Below are 18,609 nucleotides of genomic sequence, written 5' to 3' on the forward strand. Positions count from 1 at the left end.
CCCCTTCCCGGGTCCCGTGCCCCGGCGGGCGCCGGCCGCCGCAACCGGCCCGCCCGGCGGGTGGGGGAGAACCTCCCGCACTGCTGTGAATAAGCACACGAAGTCCGCAAAGGATCATTTCCGGCTGCGAGAGTGGGATTCGCACGGCTCATGTGTTCTTCGTCGGCCGTTCACTCGCCGAATGCCCGCCATTCCGTGACGGACGGTTTCCGGCCAAGATCCACCATCACACCCCCCGGGAGCCTGATCGTGGCAGCCCTCGCACGCTGGTGCCTCCGGCGGCGTCTCCTCGTCGTCCTGCTCTGGCTGCTCGCCCTCGGCGGCGTGGGGTCGGCCGCCCTCGTCGCGGGATCCTCGTACGCCAACGACTACGGCATCCCCGGCACCGACGCCGACCGCGCCTACCAGCTCCTCCACGAGGGCTTCCCGGGCCTCGACGGGGACAGCGACACCATCGTCTGGCACACCGGTTCCGGCAGCGTCCGCGCCGCCGACGTCGAGCAGACCATGACCCGCACCCTGGACCGCGTCGCCGAGCTGCCCGGGGTGGTCTCGGTCACCGGGCCCTACGACGGTCCCGGCTCCGGCATGATCAGCGAGGACGGCCGCACCGCCTACGCCACGGTCACCTTCGCCGACGCCGTCGAGGACCTCGACCCGGCCCGTGCCGAGGCCGTCGTCGACACCGCCGGACAGGCCCGCGCCGACGGGCTCCAGGTCGAGCTGGGCGGCAGCGCCATCGCCCTCACCCAGTCCTCCGGCGGGCACCTGGCCGAGATCGTCGGGGTCGCCGTCGCCGCGGTGGTGCTCTTCGTCGCCTTCGGCTCGCTCGCCGCCTCCCTGCTGCCCATCGCCACCGCCCTGGTCTCCGTCGGCACCGCCTACGCCGGGATCACCCTGCTCGGCCACGTCATGACCGTGGCCGACTTCGCGCCGATGCTCGGCACCCTCATCGGGCTCGGCGTCGGCATCGACTACGCCCTGTTCATCGTCACCCGGCACCGACGGGGGCTGAAACGGGGCCTGTCCGTCACCGAGGCCGCCGAGAACGCCGTCGCCACCACCGGGCGGGCCGTCGTCTTCGCGGGCGCCACCGTGTGCATCGCCCTGCTGGGCATGCTCATCCTCCGGCTGAGCTTCCTCAACGGCGTCGCCATCGCCGCCGGCCTCACCGTGGTCCTCACCGTCGCCGCCTCCGTAACCCTCCTCCCGGCCCTGCTGTCGTACATCGGCCCGCGCGCCCTGAGCCGCCGAGAACGGCGCCGCCTGGCCCGCTCCGGGCCCCAGCCCGAACTGCCCACCGGCTTCGCCGCCCGCTGGTCCGCCTTCGTCGAGCGCCGGCCCAAGCTGCTCGGCGCCCTCGCCCTGGTGGTCATCACCCTGCTCGCCCTGCCCACCCTCGGGCTCCGCCTGGGCACCTCCGACCAGGGCAACGACCCCCGCTCCACCACCACCCGCCAGGCCTACGACCTGCTCGCCGACGGCTTCGGCCCCGGCGTCAACGGGCCTCTCACCCTCGTCACCGAGGTCGACGGAGCCGGGGACCGGCTCGCCCTGGACAACCTCGGCACCGCCCTGCGCGCCACCGAGGGCGTCGCCTCCGTCAGCCCCGTGACCTACAACGCCGGGGGCGACACGGCACGGCTCGCCGTGGTGCCCGAGTCGGCCCCGCAGTCCGAGGCCACCAGCGACCTCGTCCAGCGGCTGCGCTCCGACGTGCTGCCCCGCGCCGAGGCCGGGACCACCCTCGACGTCCACGTCGGCGGCGTCACGGCCGGGTACGACGACTTCGCCCGGGTCATCATCGGCAAGCTGCCGCTGTTCGTCGGCGTCGTCATCGGCCTGGGCTGCCTGCTGCTCCTGCTGGCCTTCCGCTCCGTCGGCATCCCCCTGAAGGCCGCCGCGATGAACGTCGCCGCCGTCGCCGCCTCCTTCGGCGTCGTCGTGGCGATCTTCCAGTGGGGCTGGGGGAGCGAACTGCTGGGCCTGGGCAGCGCCGGACCCATCGAGCCCTTCCTGCCGGTGATCATGGTGTCGGTCCTCTTCGGGCTCTCCATGGACTACCAGGTCTTCCTGGTCAGCCGGATGTACGAGGAGTGGCTGGAGACCGGGGACAACCGCCGGGCGGTCCGGGTCGGCCTCGCCGAGACCAGCCGGGTGATCAACTCCGCCGCCGTCATCATGATCTCGGTCTTCCTCGCCTTCGTGCTCAGCGGCGAGCGGATCATCGCCATGTTCGGCATCGCCCTGGCCGCCGCCGTCGCCCTGGACGCCTTCGTCCTGCGCACCCTGCTGGTGCCCGCCCTGATGCACCTGCTGGGCCGGGCCAACTGGTGGCTGCCCCGCCGCCTGGACGCCCTGCTGCCCCGGCTGAGCATCGAGCCGCCCGAGTGCCGCGCGGCCCATGAGAGGCTGGCCGCCGCGACGGACGCCGCGGTGGCGGACGTCCTGACCGGGGGCGCCCCGGCCGGGGACCCCCTGGAAGAGAGTGGCCGGACGGAGGACGCGCTGGCGTCCGCCGCCCCGGCGGACGAGGAGCGTCAGCACGATGTACGCGATACCACTGGGTGACGACGGCGCCGAACTGCGCCCCCTGGAGACCTGGCACGCCGAGGAGTTCCTGGCCCACCTGGACCGGGGCCGGGAGTTCATCAACGAGCACGTCCCGTTCGGCTCCCGCGCCACCGACCTCGACTCGGCCCGCGCCCTGCTCCGCTCCTACGCCGACCGGCACGCCGCCGACACCGGCTTCCTGCACGGGCTGTGGCTGGACGGCACGCTCGTCGGCGGTGTCCTCTTCCCCGACTTCGACGCCGCCACCGGGGTCTGCGAGATCGGCTGCTGGCTGGAGCCCGCCGCCACCGGCCGGGGCCTGGTCGCCCGCGGCGCCCGCGTCCTGATCGACTGGGCCTTCGACCGGCGTGGCATGCACCGCGTCGAGTGGCACGCCTCCGCCGCCAACCTCCCCAGCGTCAACGCCGCCCGGCGGCTCGGCATGACGCTGGAGGGCGTCCGGCGCGAGAGCTTCCCCTACCGGGGCGTCCGCCAGGACATGGAGGTGTGGTCGGTCCTCGCCCCCGAGTGGCGCGCGGCGCGCGACCGCGGGGCCGCGGCCGACCGTTAAGGGACCTCTCAGAGAGCGTCCGTACGGTGCGGGACATGGGAACGAGGACAGTGGACGAGAGCGGCGCGACGTCCGACGAGAGCACCACCGGCACGACCGCGTCCGGTACCGCCGACGGCGGGGTCATCACCCGCCCGGCCGCCGGGGCGGACGGCCCCGCGGCCGTCCCCGCCGCCGGGGACGGGGCTGCCGGGGAGACCGCCGAGGACGCGGGCGGCGCCGAGGACGCGGGCGCCGCGGTGGACGCGGGCACCGTGGTGGACGGGGACGCCGCCGAGGACGGGGACGCCGTCGCCGGTGCGTTTGACGGAGCCGCCGCCCCGGCCCCCGGCGTCGGCCAGGGCGCGGGCGCCGTCGTCTCCGCGGGGCTCGGCGTGGTCTCGCTGACCGGCGGCTGGATCGGCACCGTGGCCTCCGCCCGGGAATCCGTGATCGGCCAGTTGGAGACCAGCGCCTCCTCCGACGTCGCCACCATGATCGAGAAGGGCTACGGCAACGCCTGGCAGGCCACCGCCCTCTGGGGCGGCCTGTTCGCGCTGACCGCGCTGATCGTCGGCGTCGTCGTCCTGGCCCGACCCGCCTTCGGGGCGCCCGGCGCGCCCCAGGCCCCCTGGATCAAGTCCGTCGCCTGGGCCGGAATCGCCCTCGGCGTGATCGGCCTGCTGCTCGCCGTGCTCAAGTACACCGATGTCCTGCTGGGGCTGCCGTCGGCCGGCTGACCCCCGGCGCACCCCCCGTCTGAGGGGCCTTAGCCCGTCCGGTGCCCTCCGGACGCGCGTCTAAGGCCCCTCAGCCGCGTCCGGGCACCCGCGAGGGGCCGGAGGATGCGGCAGACGCCCGATGTGGCGCACCCCCCTGGGACACGAGAGTGGAGGCATCGCGGATTCCGGGCACCGAACCGCCCGGCCGACGCGACGACCGCCCTCTTCCGCCCGTGAGGACACGCCATGTTCGAGTACGAGCTGCACCAGTACCGCTACGACGAGCTGATCCGCCGTGCCGACCGGGCCCGGCTGGTCCGCGAGGCCGTGCGGGCCCGCCGCGGCGCCCCCGGGAAGGCGGGCGGAGCCGAGAGCCATGACACCGGCCCCCGCGGGTCCCGCTCCCCCCGGGCCGCGTGACCACCGCACCGCGGGCGGACGGCCCCCGCGCCGCCCGCCCGCGCCGCGCACTCCCCGCCCGCCCGCCCACCGCACCGGACCCGCCCACCGCACCGGACCTGCCGCCGACCCGCCCGACGACGGCGGGTGCGGCGGGCGCGGCGGGGCAGGCGGGCGGGGTGGGCACACCGTCCCCCACGCCCCCGGCCACCGGGCCCGCTCCTCCCGGGGCCTCCGCCCCGGCCGGGCGCGCCGCTCCGGTCCCGCCCGGCCGGGGCGGAGGCCCCGGCGCCGCGTCCGGCGATCCGGCCGCCGCCCCCGGCGGTTCCGCCACCGCCCCTGGTGCCGCATCTCCAGGGCAGGCCGTCGACCCGGGCGCCGTGTCCGGCGTTCCCGCTTCCGTTTCGGAGGCTTCCGGCGTGGTCGGAGGCGTACGGAGGGGGGAGGTGCTTCGTTCCCGTCCGCTCCCGCGCGCTCCCGGCGCCGCGCCCGGCGGTTCGGCCACCGACCCCGGCGCCGCGTCCGGCGTCCCCGTCCCGGACGTCCCCCGGGCGACCCTCCGCGCGGTCGGGCGGGCGCGGAAATCCGGTGCGCCCCCGCCCCCGGCCCGTGCGATGCTCGGCACCGTGGAGACCAGGTCAGCAAGCCCCGTGTTCATCGGCCGCACCGGCGAACTGGACACCCTGGACGACGCGCTCGCCCGCGCCGAGGCCGGGGAGCCCCAGGCCGTCCTGCTCGGCGGCGAGGCCGGGGTCGGCAAGACCCGGCTCGTCGAGGAGTTCGCCGCCGCGGCCCGGCGCCGGGACGCCGTCGTCGCCCTCGGCGGCTGCGTCGAGATCGGCGCCGACGGACTCCCCTTCGCCCCGTTCTCCGCCGCCCTGCGCGCCCTGCGCCGCGCCCTGCCCGAGGAGCTGGCCGGGGCCGCCGAGGGCCAGGAGGAGGAGCTGGCCCGGCTGCTGCCAGAACTCGGCGACCCCACCCCCGCCGCCCACCCCGGACGGCACGAGGAGGAGGGCACGGCCCGTCTCTTCGACCTCACCGCCCGCCTGCTGGAACGCCTCGCCGCCCGGCACACCGTCGTCCTCGTCCTGGAGGACCTGCACTGGGCCGACGCCTCCACCCGCCACCTGATCGCCTACCTCTTCCGCGTCCTGCGCACCGGCCGCCTCGTCGTCCTCGCCACCTACCGCTCCGACGACATCCACCGCCGCCACCCGCTGCGCCCCCTGCTCGCCGAACTCGACCGGCTGCGCACCGTCCGCCGTCTCGAACTCGGCCGCTTCACCCGCGACGAGGCGGGCCGCCAGATCGCCGGCATCCTCGCCGCCGAACCCGACCCGCTCCAGGTCGACGAGATCTTCGAACGCTCCGACGGCAACGCCTTCTTCGTCGAGGAACTCGCCGTCGCCGCCCGCGCTGGACGCCGCGCCGGACTCACCGACTCCCTGCGCGACCTGCTGCTCGTCCGCGTCGAGGCGCTCCCCGACAGCGCCCAGCGGATCGCCCGGGTCGCCGCCGAGGGCGGCTCCACCGTCGAGCACCGGCTGCTGGCCGCCGTCTCCCGGCTCTCCGAGGACGACCTGATCGAGGCCCTGCGCGCCGCCGTCCACGCCGCCATCCTGCTCCCCGCGCCCGACGGCGACGGCTACCGTTTCCGCCACTCCCTCGTCCGCGAGGCCGTCGCCGACGATCTGCTGCCCGGCGAGCGCTCCCGCGTCAACCGCCGCTACGCCGAGGCCATCGAGGCCGACCCCGCCCTGGTCCCGCCCGCCGACCGGGCCCTGCGCCTGGCCAGCTACTGGTACCACGCCCACGACCCGGCCAAGGCCCTGCCCGCCGTCCTCGGCGCCTCCGTCGAGGCCCGCCGCCGGCACGCCTACGCCGAGCAGCTGCGGCTCCTGGAACGGGCCATGGAACTCTGGGAGCACGTCCCCGAGGAGACCCGAGCAGCCCTGCGCCCGGTCGACCACGCGGAGGCGTACCCGCCCTGCGGCGGCGACCCGGCGACCACCCCGCTGTCCTACCTGGACCTGATGGCCGAGGCCGCCGTCGCCGGACGGCTGTGCGGGGAGCGGGAGCGGGCCATGAAGATCATCAAGCGGGCGCTGGCCCTGCTGGACGAGGACCCCGGCACCGACCTCCCCGGCTCCCGCCCCGCCGGGCGCGACCCCCAGCGCGCCGCCTGGTTCTGGACCCAGCGCTCCCTGCTGGTACAGGCCCAGGGGCGCGGCGACGGATGGCGCGAACTCGGCATCGCACAGGACCTGGTGCGCGGACTGCCGCCCTCCGAGGTGCACGCCGAGGTGCTTGCCATGGCCGCCAACTGGGCCATGCTGCGCGATCCCGGCCCCGACGCCGTCGTCGCCGCCGAGCGCGCCGTCGAGTACGCCCGCCGGGTCGGCGCCCACGACATCGAGCTGAACGCCCGCGTCACCCTCGGCGGACTGATGGTCGACGCCGGTGACATCGAGGCCGGACTCGCGCAGATGTCCCGGGTCCGGGAGGAGGTGGCCGCCGAGGGGCACCCCGCCGTGGTGGGCCGCAGCCATGTCAACCTGCCCTCGGTCCTGGAGGGCATCGGCCGCTCCGAGGAGGCCGTCGCCATCCTGCGCGAGGGCGTCGCGCTCACCCGTCGCAAGGGCCTGCTGGAGTCGGAGGCCTGGGTCCGGGGCAACCTCGCGGACTCCCTGATCTCCCTGGGCCGCTGGGACGAGGCCGCCGAGGCCGCCGGCCACGCCGCCGCCCGCCGCGCCCCCACGCCCAACGGCTCCGCCGCCCTCAAGCTCGCCGTGATCGCCCTCGCCCGGGGCCGGACGGCCGACGCCGAACGGCTCCTCGCCGAGGCCCGCGGCTCCTACGGCACCCACGACCCCATGCCCCAGTACACCCTGCCGCTGGCCTCCCTCACCCTCGACCTCGCCGCCGCCGGGGGCCGCTTCCCCGACGCCCGCGCCGCCCTGGACGGCGTCCTGGAGTCCGGCTTCCCGCCCGGCACCGAGCGCTACGCCTGGCCACTGCTGCGCTCCGCCGCCGCGGCCGAGGCCGACGCGCTCGGGCTGCCCGGGGCCGAGGAGGGCCGCGTCGCCGTGCTGGACCGGATCGCCCGCACCGCCGACCGGCTCACCACCCGTGTCCCGCTCTGGGAGGCGTACTCCCTCTGGCTCCGCGCCGAACTGGACCGCGCCCGGGAACGGGACACCCCGGAGCCCTGGTCCGCGGCGGCCTCCGCCTTCGAACCGCTGCGACGGCCCTACCCCCTCGCCCGCGTCCGGTACCGGCTCGCCGCCGCCCTGCTGGCCACCGGCGGCGAGGACGGGCGCGCCCGCGCCGGGGAACCGCTCCGCCTCGCGGCCGCCGCCGCCGACCGCCTCGGCGCCCGGCCCCTCGCCGACGCCGTCGCCCTGCTCGCCCGGCGGGCCCGGCTGCCCCTCGACCCCGACTCCGCCGGGCCCGCCGGGGCCGGGGCGGACGCCGACCCGGCCGGGGCCCTGGGGCTGACCGGCCGCGAGCGGGACGTGCTGCGCCTGGTCGCCGAGGGCCGCACCAACCGGCAGATCGCCGGGGAACTGTTCATCTCGCCCAAGACCGCCAGCGTCCACGTCTCGAACATCCTCGCCAAGCTGGGCGTCTCCGGCCGGGGCGAGGCGGCGGCGGTCGCCCACCGCCTCGGCCTCTTCCCGCCCGGTACGCTCCCCGCCGGGGCACGGCCGTGAGGCATACCCTGAGGGGGACACCGGCGCAGGGAGGCCCCCCGTGTTCAACGCGTTCGACGAAGTCTTCGCCCCGGGCCGCGAGCACACCCGCGACGAACAGAACCGACTGGAACTGACCCGCGAGGACGTGGGGGACGCCGACCCGGGCCACGGCCCGATAGACCTCTCCTCCGGCCGGGTCGTCGTCCGCGCCCCGCAGCCGTCGGCGTCCGAGGAGCCCCCCGGCCGCTCCGGCGACCGGCCCGCGCCGGGCGGGGGAGACCCCGCGTAGACCACCGCCGGGCCCGGAGGCGGCCCCGCGACGGCGGCCCGCCGAAGGGCCGCCCACCGCACCCGCCCGCCGGGCGGTCCGCCTGGTCCGCGCCGCCCGGCCCGCGCCGCCCGGCCCGCGCCGCCCGGCCCGCGCCGGGCGGCTGGCCCCGGGCGGGTGGTCCGTCTGCGGCACCTGCCCACCGGGCGGTGCGTCCGGCCCGCGCCGGGCGGTTCGGCTCGGCTGCCGCGGGAACGGTCCGCCCCGGTTTCCGCCGCGCGGTCCGGTCCGCTTCCCACGTGGCGGTCCGTGCTGATGGCCGTTCGCGCCGGTGCGGGGGTACCACGGCGGGTTCCTCCGGTCGCCCGGGGACGGAGGAACCCGCCGCCCGCGTGCCCGGCGGTATGTCCCGCGCCCGGCCGCGACCCGAGGGGCGCGCGGCCGGTGGCCGGACGGCCTCAGTCCACCTTCAGCTCCAGGATCCGGTCGTCGCCGGGCTTCGGGTCGCCCCGGCCGTCCGTGTTGCTGGTGACCAGCCACAGCCTGCCGCCGCCCGCCGCCGCGGCCATGCGCAGCCGCCCGTACTCGCCGTCGAGGAACGCCTGCGGCCCGGCGGACGCCTCCGTGCCCTTCAGCGGGACGCGCCACAGCCGCTGCCCGCGCAGCGCCGCCATCCAGACCGAGCCCCCGGCGAACGCGATGCCGCTGGGACTGGCCTTGTCCGTCGGCCACTCGGCGACCGGGTTGCGGAAGGCGGGGTCGTCGGACCTGCCCTCCACGTCGGGCCAGCCGTAGTTGCCGCCCGGCCCGATCGCGTTCAGCTCGTCCCAGGTGTCCTGCCCGAACTCCGAGGCGAACAGCCGCTGCCGGCCGTCCCAGGCGAGGCCCTGCACGTTCCGGTGACCGTAGGAGTAGACGACGGAGCCGGGGAACGGGTTGCCGGGCGCGGGCTCGCCGTCCGGCGTCATCCGCAGGATCTTCCCGCCCAGCGACTCCTTGTCCTGCGACAGTGCCTTGTCGCCACCGTCGCCGGTGCCCGCGTACAGCATCCGGTCGGGGCCGAAGGCGATCCGGCCGCCGTTGTGCACGACGCCCTTCGGGATGCCCCGGAGCACCGTGCTGGGCGCGCCCAGTTGCTGGCCCGGCGGCTTCCGGGGGTCGTACAGCATGCGCACGATCCGGTTGTCCGAGACCGTGGTGAGATAGGCGTAGACCAGGCGGTCCGAGCCGTGGTCGGGGGAGAGGGCGATGCCGAGGAGGCCGCCCTCGCCCTCCGCCGCCACCCCGGGCACCTCGCCCAGCTCCGTGTGCTTCCCGGTCCGCTCGTCCACCCGCGTGATCGTGGCGTCGTCGCGGGAGGACACCAGCAGCCCGCCGTCGGGCAGCGGAGCCAGTCCCCAGGGGGTGCGCAACTCCCTCGTGACCGTCCGCAGCACCCGCGCGGAGCCCTTCGCGGGCGGCGCCTGCTCGGCCGGCGGGCCCGAGGAGGACCCGGTGCCGCCGGGCGCGGTGCCCGCCGTACCGGGGGAGCCGGGGCTCGCGGAGGTCCCGGCGACCGGGGGCCATCCGCCGTCGCCGGAGGAGCAGCCGGCCGTCAGCAGCAGGGCGGCGCAGGCCAGCGCTGCCGTCACGGTTGGACGTGGCACGATCTCGGTCCCTTCGACGCGGCGGTTCCCCCTGTCATACACCGGCGGGGCCGCCCGGGTTCCCGTTCCCCGCATCCCATGGCCCCCGGACGGCCGACGCCCCCGGATTCCGGCCCCCCGCGCGGGGGTTCACCGGGGCCGCCGCCCGGCACCGCGCCGGTGCGGCGCGGAGGAGAAGGGGCGGCGTTCCCCCGGCGGACTCCGGCCGGTCCGCGCCCCGGCCGGTCCGTGCCGGTCCGCGCCCCGACCGGTCCGCGCCGGTCCGTGCACCGTCCTGTCCGGGCCCGTCCGGTCCGGACGGGGCGCGGAGCAGGACGACGCGACGTCCCGGCCCGCCGCCGGTCGGCGGACGTACGACCGGGCCGAGCACCCCGCCCCCGTCCTGCCCGATCCCGCCCACGTCCTGCCCCGTGCCACCGGCGCCTTCCCACCGGCCGCGTCCCACCGGCCCCGTCCCGCCCCGGATCCGGTCAGTCCCACGAGCCGCGGGCCGGTGGCAGGGCCGCCATCTCCGCCAGGTCCTCCCCGGTCAGCTCCAGCTCCGCCGCCCCCGCGTTCTCCGTCACCCAGCGCTCCCGCTTGCTGCCCGGCACCGGCACCACGTGCCGACCCCGCGTCAGCACCCAGGCCAGCGCCACCTGCGCCGGGGTGACCCGCTCCCCGTGCCGGGCGGCGATCCGGCGCAGCCCCGCCACGATCGGCTGGTTGGCCGCCATCATCTCGGCCGTGAACCGGGGATGCCGGGCCCGCAGGTCCTGCGGCTCGAACCCCTGGCCCGGCGTCAGCGTGCCGGTCAGGAAGCCGTTGCCGAGCGGCATCGCCGCGAGGAAGCCGACCCCGCGCGCCTCGCACCACGGCAGCAGCGAGCGCAGCGCCTCCGGCGACCACACCGACAGCTCGGCCTGCACCGCGCTCACCGGGAACACCTGCTGCACCCGCTCCAGCTGACGGACGGTCTGGTCGTGCAGCCGCGCCCCCGGACGCCGCGACGAGCGGGCCCCGACCGCGCACAGCCCCAGCGCCCGCACCTTCCCGGCCCGCACCAGCTCCGCCATCGCGCCCCAGGTCTCCTCCACCGGCACCTCGGGATCGGCCCGGTGCAACTGGTAGAGGTCGATCACATCCGTCTGCAGCCGCCGCAGCGACGCGTCACAGGCCCGTCTCACGTACCCCGGGCGGCCGTTGGCCACGACGTGCTGGTCGCCGACGAGCAGCCCGACCTTGGTCGACACGAACGCGTCGGCCCGTCGCTCCCTCAACACCCGCCCCAGCAGCAGCTCGTTGGTGAACGGGCCGTACATGTCGGCGGTGTCCAGCAGGGACGCCCCGAGGTCCAGGGCGCGGTGCACCGTCCTGAGCGACTCGTCCCCCCGCTGCCGCGAGGCGCTGTACGCCCAGTTCATCGGCATGCAGCCCAGTCCGACGGCCCCCACCGAGAGTGCCGTCGCGCCGATCGTCCTGCGCTCCACCTGCTCGTGACCCTCCCTCGTCAGGCCACCCAACCTAACCTCTGCCGTCGGACGCCCTGACATAGCCTCCTGGCATGACTGCTGACGTGTGGCTGCCCATCCCGCCGGACGAGATCGAGGGACTCCCCGAGGGGCCCGCCTACCGCTTCTGGAACGGCGGCGAGGAGTACCCGGCAGACCCCGCCGACTGCGCCTACTACGTCGTGCCCTATCTGAGGCCCAGCGGGGTCGTCACCCGCCCGATGCCCCTGATGCGCTCCGTCCGCGCCGTCCAGACGCTCTCCGCCGGGATCGACCATGTGCAGCCCGCGCTCGCGGACCTCCCTCCGGGCGTCCTGCTGTGCAACGCGCGGGGCGTCCACGAGGCCAGCACCGCCGAACTCACGCTCGCCCTGGTCCTGGCGTCGCTGCGCGGACTGCCCGACTTCGTCCGGGCCCAGGACCGGGGCGAGTGGCTGGCCGGTTTCCGCCCCGCGCTCGCGGACAGCAGGGTGCTCATCGTCGGGTACGGCTCCATCGGCGCCGCCATCGAGGACCGGCTCACGCCCTTCGAGGTCGCGCCGGTCGTGCGCGTCGCGCGCTCCGCACGCACGACGGAGCGCGGCCCCGTGCACCCGTACACCGACCTGCCCGGACTGCTGCCGGAGGCGGACGTCGTCATCCTCTCCACGCCCCTCACCGACGCCACCCGGGGCCTGGCCGACGCCGCCTTCCTGGCCCGGATGAAGGACGGCGCCCTGCTCGTCAACGTCGCCCGCGGCCCCGTGGTCGACACCGGCGCCCTGCTGGCCGAACTGCGCGCCGGGCGCCTCACCGCCGCCCTCGACGTCACCGACCCCGAGCCGCTGCCGCCCGGCCACCCCCTCTGGACCGCTCCCGGCACGCTGATCAGCCCGCACGCCGGCGGACCGACGGCCGCGTACTGGCCCCGCGCCAAGCGGCTGATCGCCGACCAGCTCACCCGCTTCGTCAAGGGCGAGCCGCTGCGCAACGTGATGCTGACCACCGGCGGCTGACCCCGGCGCCCGGGGCGGACCGCCCCCGCCCTCAGGGGCGCGCGCCACCGGCTCCTGCCCCCTCCGCGCTCCCCCAGGCGCCGCCGGTGCCCGCATTCCCGCTGGTCGTCACGGAGCGTAGAGAACCTATGTCCCTGAGTGACGAGACTGGTGTATCGTCCGACAGGGGAAAGCGCCGCACACCGTGGGCGCCGGGGATGGACATGGCAGACAGTGATGGGGGGCGACGGGCAATGCACGGCCTGTGGACGAACGATCCGACGCGGCGGAGCCGCCGCCGACGGCCCCGGCACGCGGCCCCGCCCGGCCGCGGCCACCGCGACCGCCGGGACGGCGGGTGCCCGCCGCGCGGCCCGCACCAGCGCCGTCCGAGCTGCCGCCGGAAACAGCCCCACCGCGCCCCGAGGGACGCGGGGGCGGTGCGGACCCGGGGGTCACGGTGAGCCCGCCGCCCTCCCCGACCGCGCTGGACGACGCCCCGCGCGCCCGGCCCGCCCCGGCCCCGTGCGGGCGCCGCCCGCCCGCCTCCGGCGGCCGGTCCCTGCTCCGCCAGCTCCTGCTGGCCCTGGTCTGCGCCGTCTTCGCCGTGGGCTCCGCGCTCGGCTGGGGCTCGCCCCACGCGGCCCAGGTCATGGGCGACTTCGGGCTGAGTGCCGCGGCCGGCACCGCCGCCGTCTCCTGCCTGCTGTACGCGCGCAGCGGCCGGGCCCGGTTCCGGCCCGCCTGGACGCTGTTCGCCCTCTCCTCGGCCATGGCCTCCCTGGGCAATCTGGTGTGGGGGTGGTACGAGGTCGTGCTCGAACGGCCCGTCCCCAGCCCCAGCTATGCCGATCTGTTCTTCCTGTGCTTCGCGCCGCCCGCCATCGTCGGCCTGCTGGTGCTCGCCAAGCGGCCGGTGACCAAGGCGGGCTGGATCTGCCTCGGCCTCGACGCCTGGCTGATCGGCGGCTCCCTGCTGACCCTCGCCTGGAGCCTGGCCCTCGCCCAGGCCGCCAAGGCCGACGGCGGCGCGGGCGTGGCGCGCTCCGCGCTCTCCGTCGCCTATCCGCTGCTGGACATCGCCCTGGTCAGCATGGTGCTCGCGCTGCACTTCCGCCGCTCCCCGGTGCACCGGTCCGCCGTGAACACCGCCATCGGCGGGCTCGCCCTGACGGTGATGTGCGACGCCCTGTTCACCTCCCCGCTGCTGCACAACAGCTACCGCAGCGGGCAGCTGCTCGACGCCGGGTGGTTCGCCGGATCGCTGCTGCTCGCCTACGCGCCCTGGGCCGCCTCCCGGCACAGCCTGCCCGTGGCGGGGGAGACCGTCGCCGGGTTCGGCCGGCCGCTCCATGAGCACCTGCCCGCCCAGCGCGCCGCCGGCCTCCCGGACGGGACCTCCGCGCCCCCGCCGTTCGCGCCCCCGCTCTCCGCGCCCCCGGCGTTCGCGGGGCAGCGCGCGGGCGGCCCGGCGGCCCCCGACGCCGTCGCGCCGGGCGGCGACCACGGCCGGCACCCCGGGGCCCGGCCCCTCGCCGGATCGCTGGCCGCGCTGACGCCCTACCTCGCCGCCGCCGTCTGCACCCTGGGCATCCTGTACAACGTGCTCAACGGCCGCAGCGTCGACCGCGTGGTGCTGCTGACCGGGGGCACCGTGGTGCTCGCCCTCGTCGTGCGCCAGGGCATCATGCTCCTCGACAACATCACCCTCACCCAGGAACTGGCGCAGAAGGAGAACCACTTCCGCTCCCTGGTCCAGGGCTCCAGCGACGTCATCATGATCGCCGCCCCCAACGGCGTGCTGCGCTACGTCTCCCCGGCCGCCGCCGGGGTCTACGGCCGCCCGGCCGAGGAGCTGGTCGGCGGCGAGCTGGCGGGCCTCATCCACCCCGAGGACCTCGGCTGCGTCGTCCACGAGGTGCGCCGCTTCCTCGCCGCCAGCCCCGCCGAGGAGCCCACCACCCGCATCGAGTGCCGGTTCCGGTCCGGCGACGGCGGCTGGCTCAACGTCGAGTCCACCGTCAACCGCCACCACGGCGGCCTGATCTTCAACAGCAGGGACGTGACCGAGCGGGTGCGCCTCCAGGCGCAGCTCCAGCACAACGCCGAGCACGACCCGCTCACCGACCTGCCCAACCGGGCCCTGTTCACCCGGCGGGTGCAGCAGGCCCTGTCCGGCCGCCGGGCCGCCGACCGGGGCGCCGCCCAGCGCGGCACGGCGGTGCTCTTCATCGACCTGGACGGCTTCAAGGCCGTCAACGACACCATCGGCCACCAGGCGGGCGACGAGCTGCTCGTCCAGGCCGCCCGCAGGCTCCAGGACTCCGTCCGCCAGGGCGACACCGCCTCCCGGCTGGGCGGCGACGAGTTCGCGGCCCTGATCGCCGGTGACGGCACCCGGGACCGCGCCGCCCGCGAGGGCCACCTCCTGGAGCTCGCCGACCGGCTGAGAGCCACCCTCTCCGAGCCCTACGCCATCGACGGCAACGACGTCCGGGTCAACGCCTCCATCGGCGTCGCCCTCGCCGAGCCCGGCCTCGGCGCGGGGGAGCTGCTGCGCAACGCCGACCTCGCCATGTACCGGGCCAAGGCGGCCGGGAAGGGCCGCGTCGAGCTGTACCGGCCGCAGATGCAGCAGGACGTCGTCCGCCGGGCCGAGCTGGCCTCCCGGCTGCGGGCCGCGCTGCACCAGGGCGAGTTCGCGCTGCTGCACCAGCCGGTGGTCTCCCTGGCCGAGGGCCGGATCGACTCGGTCTGCGCGCGGGCCCGCTGGCGCTCCTCGCAGGGAGTGCTCTTCACCCCGGCCGAGTTCCTGCGCGTGGCGGACGACGGCGACCGCACCGCCGAGCTGGACCGCTGGGTGCTCCGGGAGGCCGTCGAGCAGGCCGCCGAGCGCGCCGCGGCCGGGCTCGGGGTGTCCGTGGCCGTCCGCCTGGGCGCGGGTCGGCTGCTGGACCGCTCGATGACCCTGGGCTCGGTGGAGGCCCTGCTGACCCGGCACGGCCTGCCGCCGGGCGCCCTGGTGATCGAGCTGTCCGACACCGACCCCCGGATCGCCCTGGACGAGCTGGAGCGCCGGCTGAACGCCCTCAAGCGGGTCGGCGTGCGCATCGCGCTGGACGGCTTCGGCAACGGCCACGCGGCCATCACCGCGCTGCGGCGGCTCCCCGTCGACGTCCTCAAGCTCGACCGGGGCCTGGTCGAGGGCGTCGTCGAGTCCGCCCGGCTGCACAAGATCACCAGCGGGCTGCTGAGGATCGCCTCCGACCTCGGGCTGAAGTCCGTGGCCGATGGGGTGGACCTGCCCGAGCAGGTCGTCGCGCTGCGCGCCATGGGCTGCACCCACGGGCAGGGCATGGCCTTCTCCGGCCCGCTGGAGGAGTACCGGCTGCGCAGGGCCCTGGGCGCCGGGCACTACCCGGTGCCGATCGGTCCGCCCCGGCCCGTCTACGCGGGCGGCGGGGGCGTCTATCCCGTGGGCCGGACCGCCGTGCACCCCGTGGCCCACCCGGGGGCCGCGGGCGGCGCCGTGCCCGCCGGGTACCCTGCGGGCGTCAACGGCTCGGTGCCCCCCGGGCTGCCCGCCGTCCTCACCGGTGGGACGACCCTGCGACCACATGTTGAGACTCCCGTCCCACCCACTTGACAGTGGACGCGTGCCGGGGGGAGGGTCAGAGCCATGCGCACCCGAATTCTCGTACTTGGAAAGCGCGTCGGCTGAAGCAGGTGACGTCCGGGCCGACCGGACTCCCCGCGACCCACACCCGGCGCGCTCCCCTCGCTTGCCTTTTGGCACGAGGGGTTTTTTGTTGCACAAACACCGCAGCACCGCGGTCACCAACCGCGCAAACCTGGCAAAACACCTCAGCATCGAGAAGAGAATGACGATGACCGAGCAGGCAACCGGGGCCCAGCACCCGCAGCCGAGGCCCCGTTCCGGAGGACAGCAGTCCGCCACCGAGCACGTCACGGGTGCGCAGGCCCTCATCCGCTCCCTGGAGGAGGTCGGCGCCGACACGGTATTCGGCATTCCCGGCGGCACGATCCTTCCGGCCTACGACCCGCTGATGGACTCCACCCGGGTGCGCCACGTCCTCGTCCGCCACGAGCAGGGCGCCGGTCACGCGGCCACCGGCTACGCCCAGGCCACCGGCAAGGTCGGCGTCTGCATGGCGACCTCCGGCCCCGGCGCCACCAACCTGGTCACCCCGATCGCCGACGCCAACATGGACTCCGTGCCGCTGGTCGCGATCACCGGCCAGGTGGTCTCCTCCTCGATCGGCACGGACGCCTTCCAGGAGGCGGACATCGTCGGCATCAGCATGCCGATCACCAAGCACAGCTTCCTGGTGACCAGGGCCGAGGACATCCCCCGGGTGATCGCCCAGGCGTTCCACATTGCCTCCACCGGCCGCCCCGGCCCGGTCCTGGTGGACATCCCCAAGGACATCCTCCAGAAGAAGACCACCTTCTCCTGGCCGCCGGTCATGGACCTGCCCGGATACCGCCCGGTGACCAAGCCGCACGCCAAGCAGATCCGCGAGGCCGCCAAGCTGATCACCGCCGCCAAGCGGCCCGTCCTCTACGTCGGCGGCGGCGTGCTCAAGGCGGGCGCCACCGCCGAGCTGAAGGTCCTCGCCGAGCTGACCGGAGCGCCCGTCACCACCACCCTGATGGCGCTCGGCGCGTTCCCCGACAGCCACCCGCTGCACGTGGGAATGCCGGGCATGCACGGTGCGGTCACCGCCGTCACCGCGCTGCAGAAGGCCGACCTGATCGTCGCCCTCGGCGCCCGCTTCGACGACCGCGTCACCGGCAAGCTGGACAGCTTCGCCCCGCACGCCCGGATCGTCCACGCCGACATCGACCCGGCCGAGATCGGCAAGAACCGCGCCGCCGACGTGCCCATCGTCGGTGACGCCCGCGAGGTCATCGCCGATCTGGTCCAGGCCGTGCAGAAGGAGCACAGCGAGGGCAACCGCGGCGACTACACCGCCTGGTGGAAGGACCTCGACCGCTGGCGCGAGACCTACCCCCTGGGCTACGAGCAGCCCGCCGACGGCTCGCTCTCCCCGCAGGCCGTCATCGAGCGCATCGGGCAGCTCGCGCCCGAGGGCACCGTCTTCGCGGCCGGTGTCGGCCAGCACCAGATGTGGGCCGCCCACTTCGTGCAGTACGAGCAGCCCGCCACCTGGCTCAACTCCGGCGGCGCCGGAACCATGGGCTACGCCGTCCCCGCCGCCATGGGCGCCAAGGCCGGCCGCCCCGAGCGCACCGTCTGGGCCATCGACGGCGACGGCTGCTTCCAGATGACCAACCAGGAACTCACCACCTGCGCCCTGAACAACATCCCGATCAAGGTCGCCGTCATCAACAACGGCGCCCTCGGGATGGTCCGCCAGTGGCAGACCCTGTTCTACAACCAGCGGTACTCCAACACCGTGCTGCACTCCGGCCCCGACGACGTCAACCCCGAGGCCCGCGGGACCCGCGTCCCCGACTTCGTGAAGCTGTCGGAGGCCATGGGCTGCCACGCCATCCGCTGCGAGGACCCGGCCGACCTCGACAAGGTCATCGAAGAGGCGAACTCCATCAACGACCGTCCGGTCGTCGTCGACTTCATCGTCCACGAGGACGCCATGGTGTGGCCGATGGTCGCCGCCGGCACCTCCAACGACGAGATCATGGCCGCCCGGGACGTCCGCCCCGACTTCGGCGACAACGAAGACGACTGACCGAAGACGACTGAGCGAGAGAGACCCGAAGACCATGTCCAAGCACACGCTCTCCGTCCTGGTGGAGAACACCCCCGGCATCCTCGCCCGGATCGCCGCCCTCTTCTCCCGCCGCGGCTTCAACATCGACTCCCTCGCCGTCGGCGTCACCGAGCACCCCGACATCTCCCGCATCACCATCGTGGTGAGCGTCGAGGAGTTCCCCCTGGAGCAGGTGACCAAGCAGCTCAACAAGCTGGTCAACGTGCTCAAGATCGTCGAGCTGGAACCCCATCACGCCGTTCAGCGCGAACTCGTTCTGGTGAAGGTGCGCTCCGACAACGAGACGCGCTCCCAGATCGTCGAGATCGTGCAGCTCTTCCGCGCCAAGACCGTCGACGTCTCCCCGGAGGCCGTCACCATCGAGGCCACCGGCAGCAGCGACAAGCTCGCCGCCATGCTCAGGATGCTGGAACCGTACGGCATCAAGGAACTCGTCCAGTCCGGCACGATCGCCATCGGCCGCGGTGCCCGTTCGATCACGGACCGCTCCCTGCGCGCCCTGGACCGTTCCGCGTAACGACGGAAGCGGGCGGCC

At 75.4% G+C, this 18,609-nt stretch carries 12 protein-coding genes; 10 read left to right on the forward strand and 2 right to left on the reverse strand.

Going from position 1 to position 18,609, the window contains the following annotated elements; genetic code table 11:
* The first annotated feature begins 249 nt into the window (after nucleotides 1-249).
* The 6 genes from GTY84_RS04445 to GTY84_RS33450 all read left to right on the forward strand — a co-directional run bounded on the left by GTY84_RS04445 (nucleotide 250) and on the right by GTY84_RS33450 (nucleotide 8,208).
* The gene (locus GTY84_RS04445) at nucleotides 250-2,571 is read left to right on the forward strand and encodes an MMPL family transporter (protein WP_161224772.1); all 2,322 of its coding nucleotides are present in this window, start codon (nucleotides 250-252) and stop codon (nucleotides 2,569-2,571) included.
* A complete protein-coding gene (locus GTY84_RS04450; RefSeq protein WP_161224773.1) occupies nucleotides 2,549-3,124 on the forward strand; it encodes a GNAT family protein in 576 nt (191 codons plus the stop codon). The genes GTY84_RS04445 and GTY84_RS04450 overlap by 23 nt, the downstream gene beginning before the upstream one ends.
* Nucleotides 3,125-3,159: 35 nt before the next feature.
* Nucleotides 3,160-3,843, forward strand: coding sequence for a hypothetical protein (locus GTY84_RS04455; RefSeq protein WP_161224774.1), 684 nt, complete (start codon nucleotides 3,160-3,162; stop codon nucleotides 3,841-3,843).
* A 228-nt stretch (nucleotides 3,844-4,071) separates the two neighbouring features.
* Nucleotides 4,072-4,245 (forward strand): hypothetical protein, encoded by a 174-nt coding sequence (locus GTY84_RS32850; protein WP_202549151.1) that lies wholly within the window; start codon nucleotides 4,072-4,074, stop codon nucleotides 4,243-4,245.
* Between the two features lie 593 nt (nucleotides 4,246-4,838).
* Nucleotides 4,839-7,937 (forward strand): LuxR family transcriptional regulator, encoded by a 3,099-nt coding sequence (locus GTY84_RS04460; RefSeq protein WP_161224792.1) that lies wholly within the window; start codon nucleotides 4,839-4,841, stop codon nucleotides 7,935-7,937.
* Nucleotides 7,938-7,977: 40 nt separating this feature from the next.
* A complete protein-coding gene (locus GTY84_RS33450; RefSeq protein ID WP_161224775.1) occupies nucleotides 7,978-8,208 on the forward strand; it encodes a DUF6191 domain-containing protein in 231 nt (76 codons plus the stop codon).
* A gap of 437 nt (nucleotides 8,209-8,645) precedes the next feature.
* Here GTY84_RS33450 and GTY84_RS04470 read toward each other — a convergent pair whose 3' ends face one another.
* Both GTY84_RS04470 and GTY84_RS04475 read right to left on the reverse strand, forming a co-directional pair.
* Nucleotides 8,646-9,818, reverse strand: coding sequence for a PQQ-dependent sugar dehydrogenase (locus GTY84_RS04470; protein ID WP_161224793.1), 1,173 nt, complete (start codon nucleotides 9,816-9,818; stop codon nucleotides 8,646-8,648).
* Between the two features lie 485 nt (nucleotides 9,819-10,303).
* Nucleotides 10,304-11,302 (reverse strand): aldo/keto reductase, encoded by a 999-nt coding sequence (locus tag GTY84_RS04475; protein ID WP_161224776.1) that lies wholly within the window; start codon nucleotides 11,300-11,302, stop codon nucleotides 10,304-10,306.
* 74 nt (nucleotides 11,303-11,376) lie between these two features.
* Here GTY84_RS04475 and GTY84_RS04480 point away from each other — a divergent pair, with 74 nt between their 5' ends.
* From GTY84_RS04480 to ilvN, 4 genes are all read left to right on the forward strand, one after another.
* Nucleotides 11,377-12,318 (forward strand): 2-hydroxyacid dehydrogenase, encoded by a 942-nt coding sequence (locus GTY84_RS04480; RefSeq protein ID WP_161224777.1) that lies wholly within the window; start codon nucleotides 11,377-11,379, stop codon nucleotides 12,316-12,318.
* Between the two features lie 439 nt (nucleotides 12,319-12,757).
* On the forward strand, nucleotides 12,758-15,943 hold the full coding sequence (locus GTY84_RS04485) for an EAL domain-containing protein (protein ID WP_161224778.1): 3,186 nt from the start codon (nucleotides 12,758-12,760) through the stop codon (nucleotides 15,941-15,943).
* Nucleotides 15,944-16,184: 241 nt separating this feature from the next.
* Entirely contained in the window at nucleotides 16,185-18,032 is a 1,848-nt protein-coding gene (locus tag GTY84_RS04490) for an acetolactate synthase large subunit (protein ID WP_202549153.1), read from the forward strand.
* Nucleotides 18,033-18,066: 34 nt separating this feature from the next.
* Entirely contained in the window at nucleotides 18,067-18,591 is a 525-nt protein-coding gene (ilvN, locus tag GTY84_RS04495; protein WP_161224780.1) for an acetolactate synthase small subunit, read from the forward strand.
* Nucleotides 18,592-18,609: the final 18 nt, after the last annotated feature.

The organism is Streptomyces sp. SID8352, assembly GCF_009862265.1.
Taxonomy (GTDB): Bacteria; Actinomycetota; Actinomycetes; order Streptomycetales; family Streptomycetaceae; genus Streptomyces.

What these genes read in the sequence shown, in the direction of transcription:
- GTY84_RS04450 (WP_161224773.1), top strand. Translation starts at nt 2,549, where the DNA reads ATGTACGCGATACCACTGGGTGACGACGGCGCCGAACTGCGCCCCCTG.
- GTY84_RS04455 (WP_161224774.1), top strand. Translation starts at nt 3,160, where the DNA reads ATGGGAACGAGGACAGTGGACGAGAGCGGCGCGACGTCCGACGAGAGC.
- GTY84_RS32850 (WP_202549151.1), top strand. Translation starts at nt 4,072, where the DNA reads ATGTTCGAGTACGAGCTGCACCAGTACCGCTACGACGAGCTGATCCGC.
- GTY84_RS04460 (WP_161224792.1), top strand. Translation starts at nt 4,839, where the DNA reads ATGCTCGGCACCGTGGAGACCAGGTCAGCAAGCCCCGTGTTCATCGGC.
- GTY84_RS04480 (WP_161224777.1), top strand. Translation starts at nt 11,377, where the DNA reads ATGACTGCTGACGTGTGGCTGCCCATCCCGCCGGACGAGATCGAGGGA.
- GTY84_RS04490 (WP_202549153.1), top strand. Translation starts at nt 16,185, where the DNA reads ATGACCGAGCAGGCAACCGGGGCCCAGCACCCGCAGCCGAGGCCCCGT.
- ilvN (WP_161224780.1), top strand. Translation starts at nt 18,067, where the DNA reads ATGTCCAAGCACACGCTCTCCGTCCTGGTGGAGAACACCCCCGGCATC.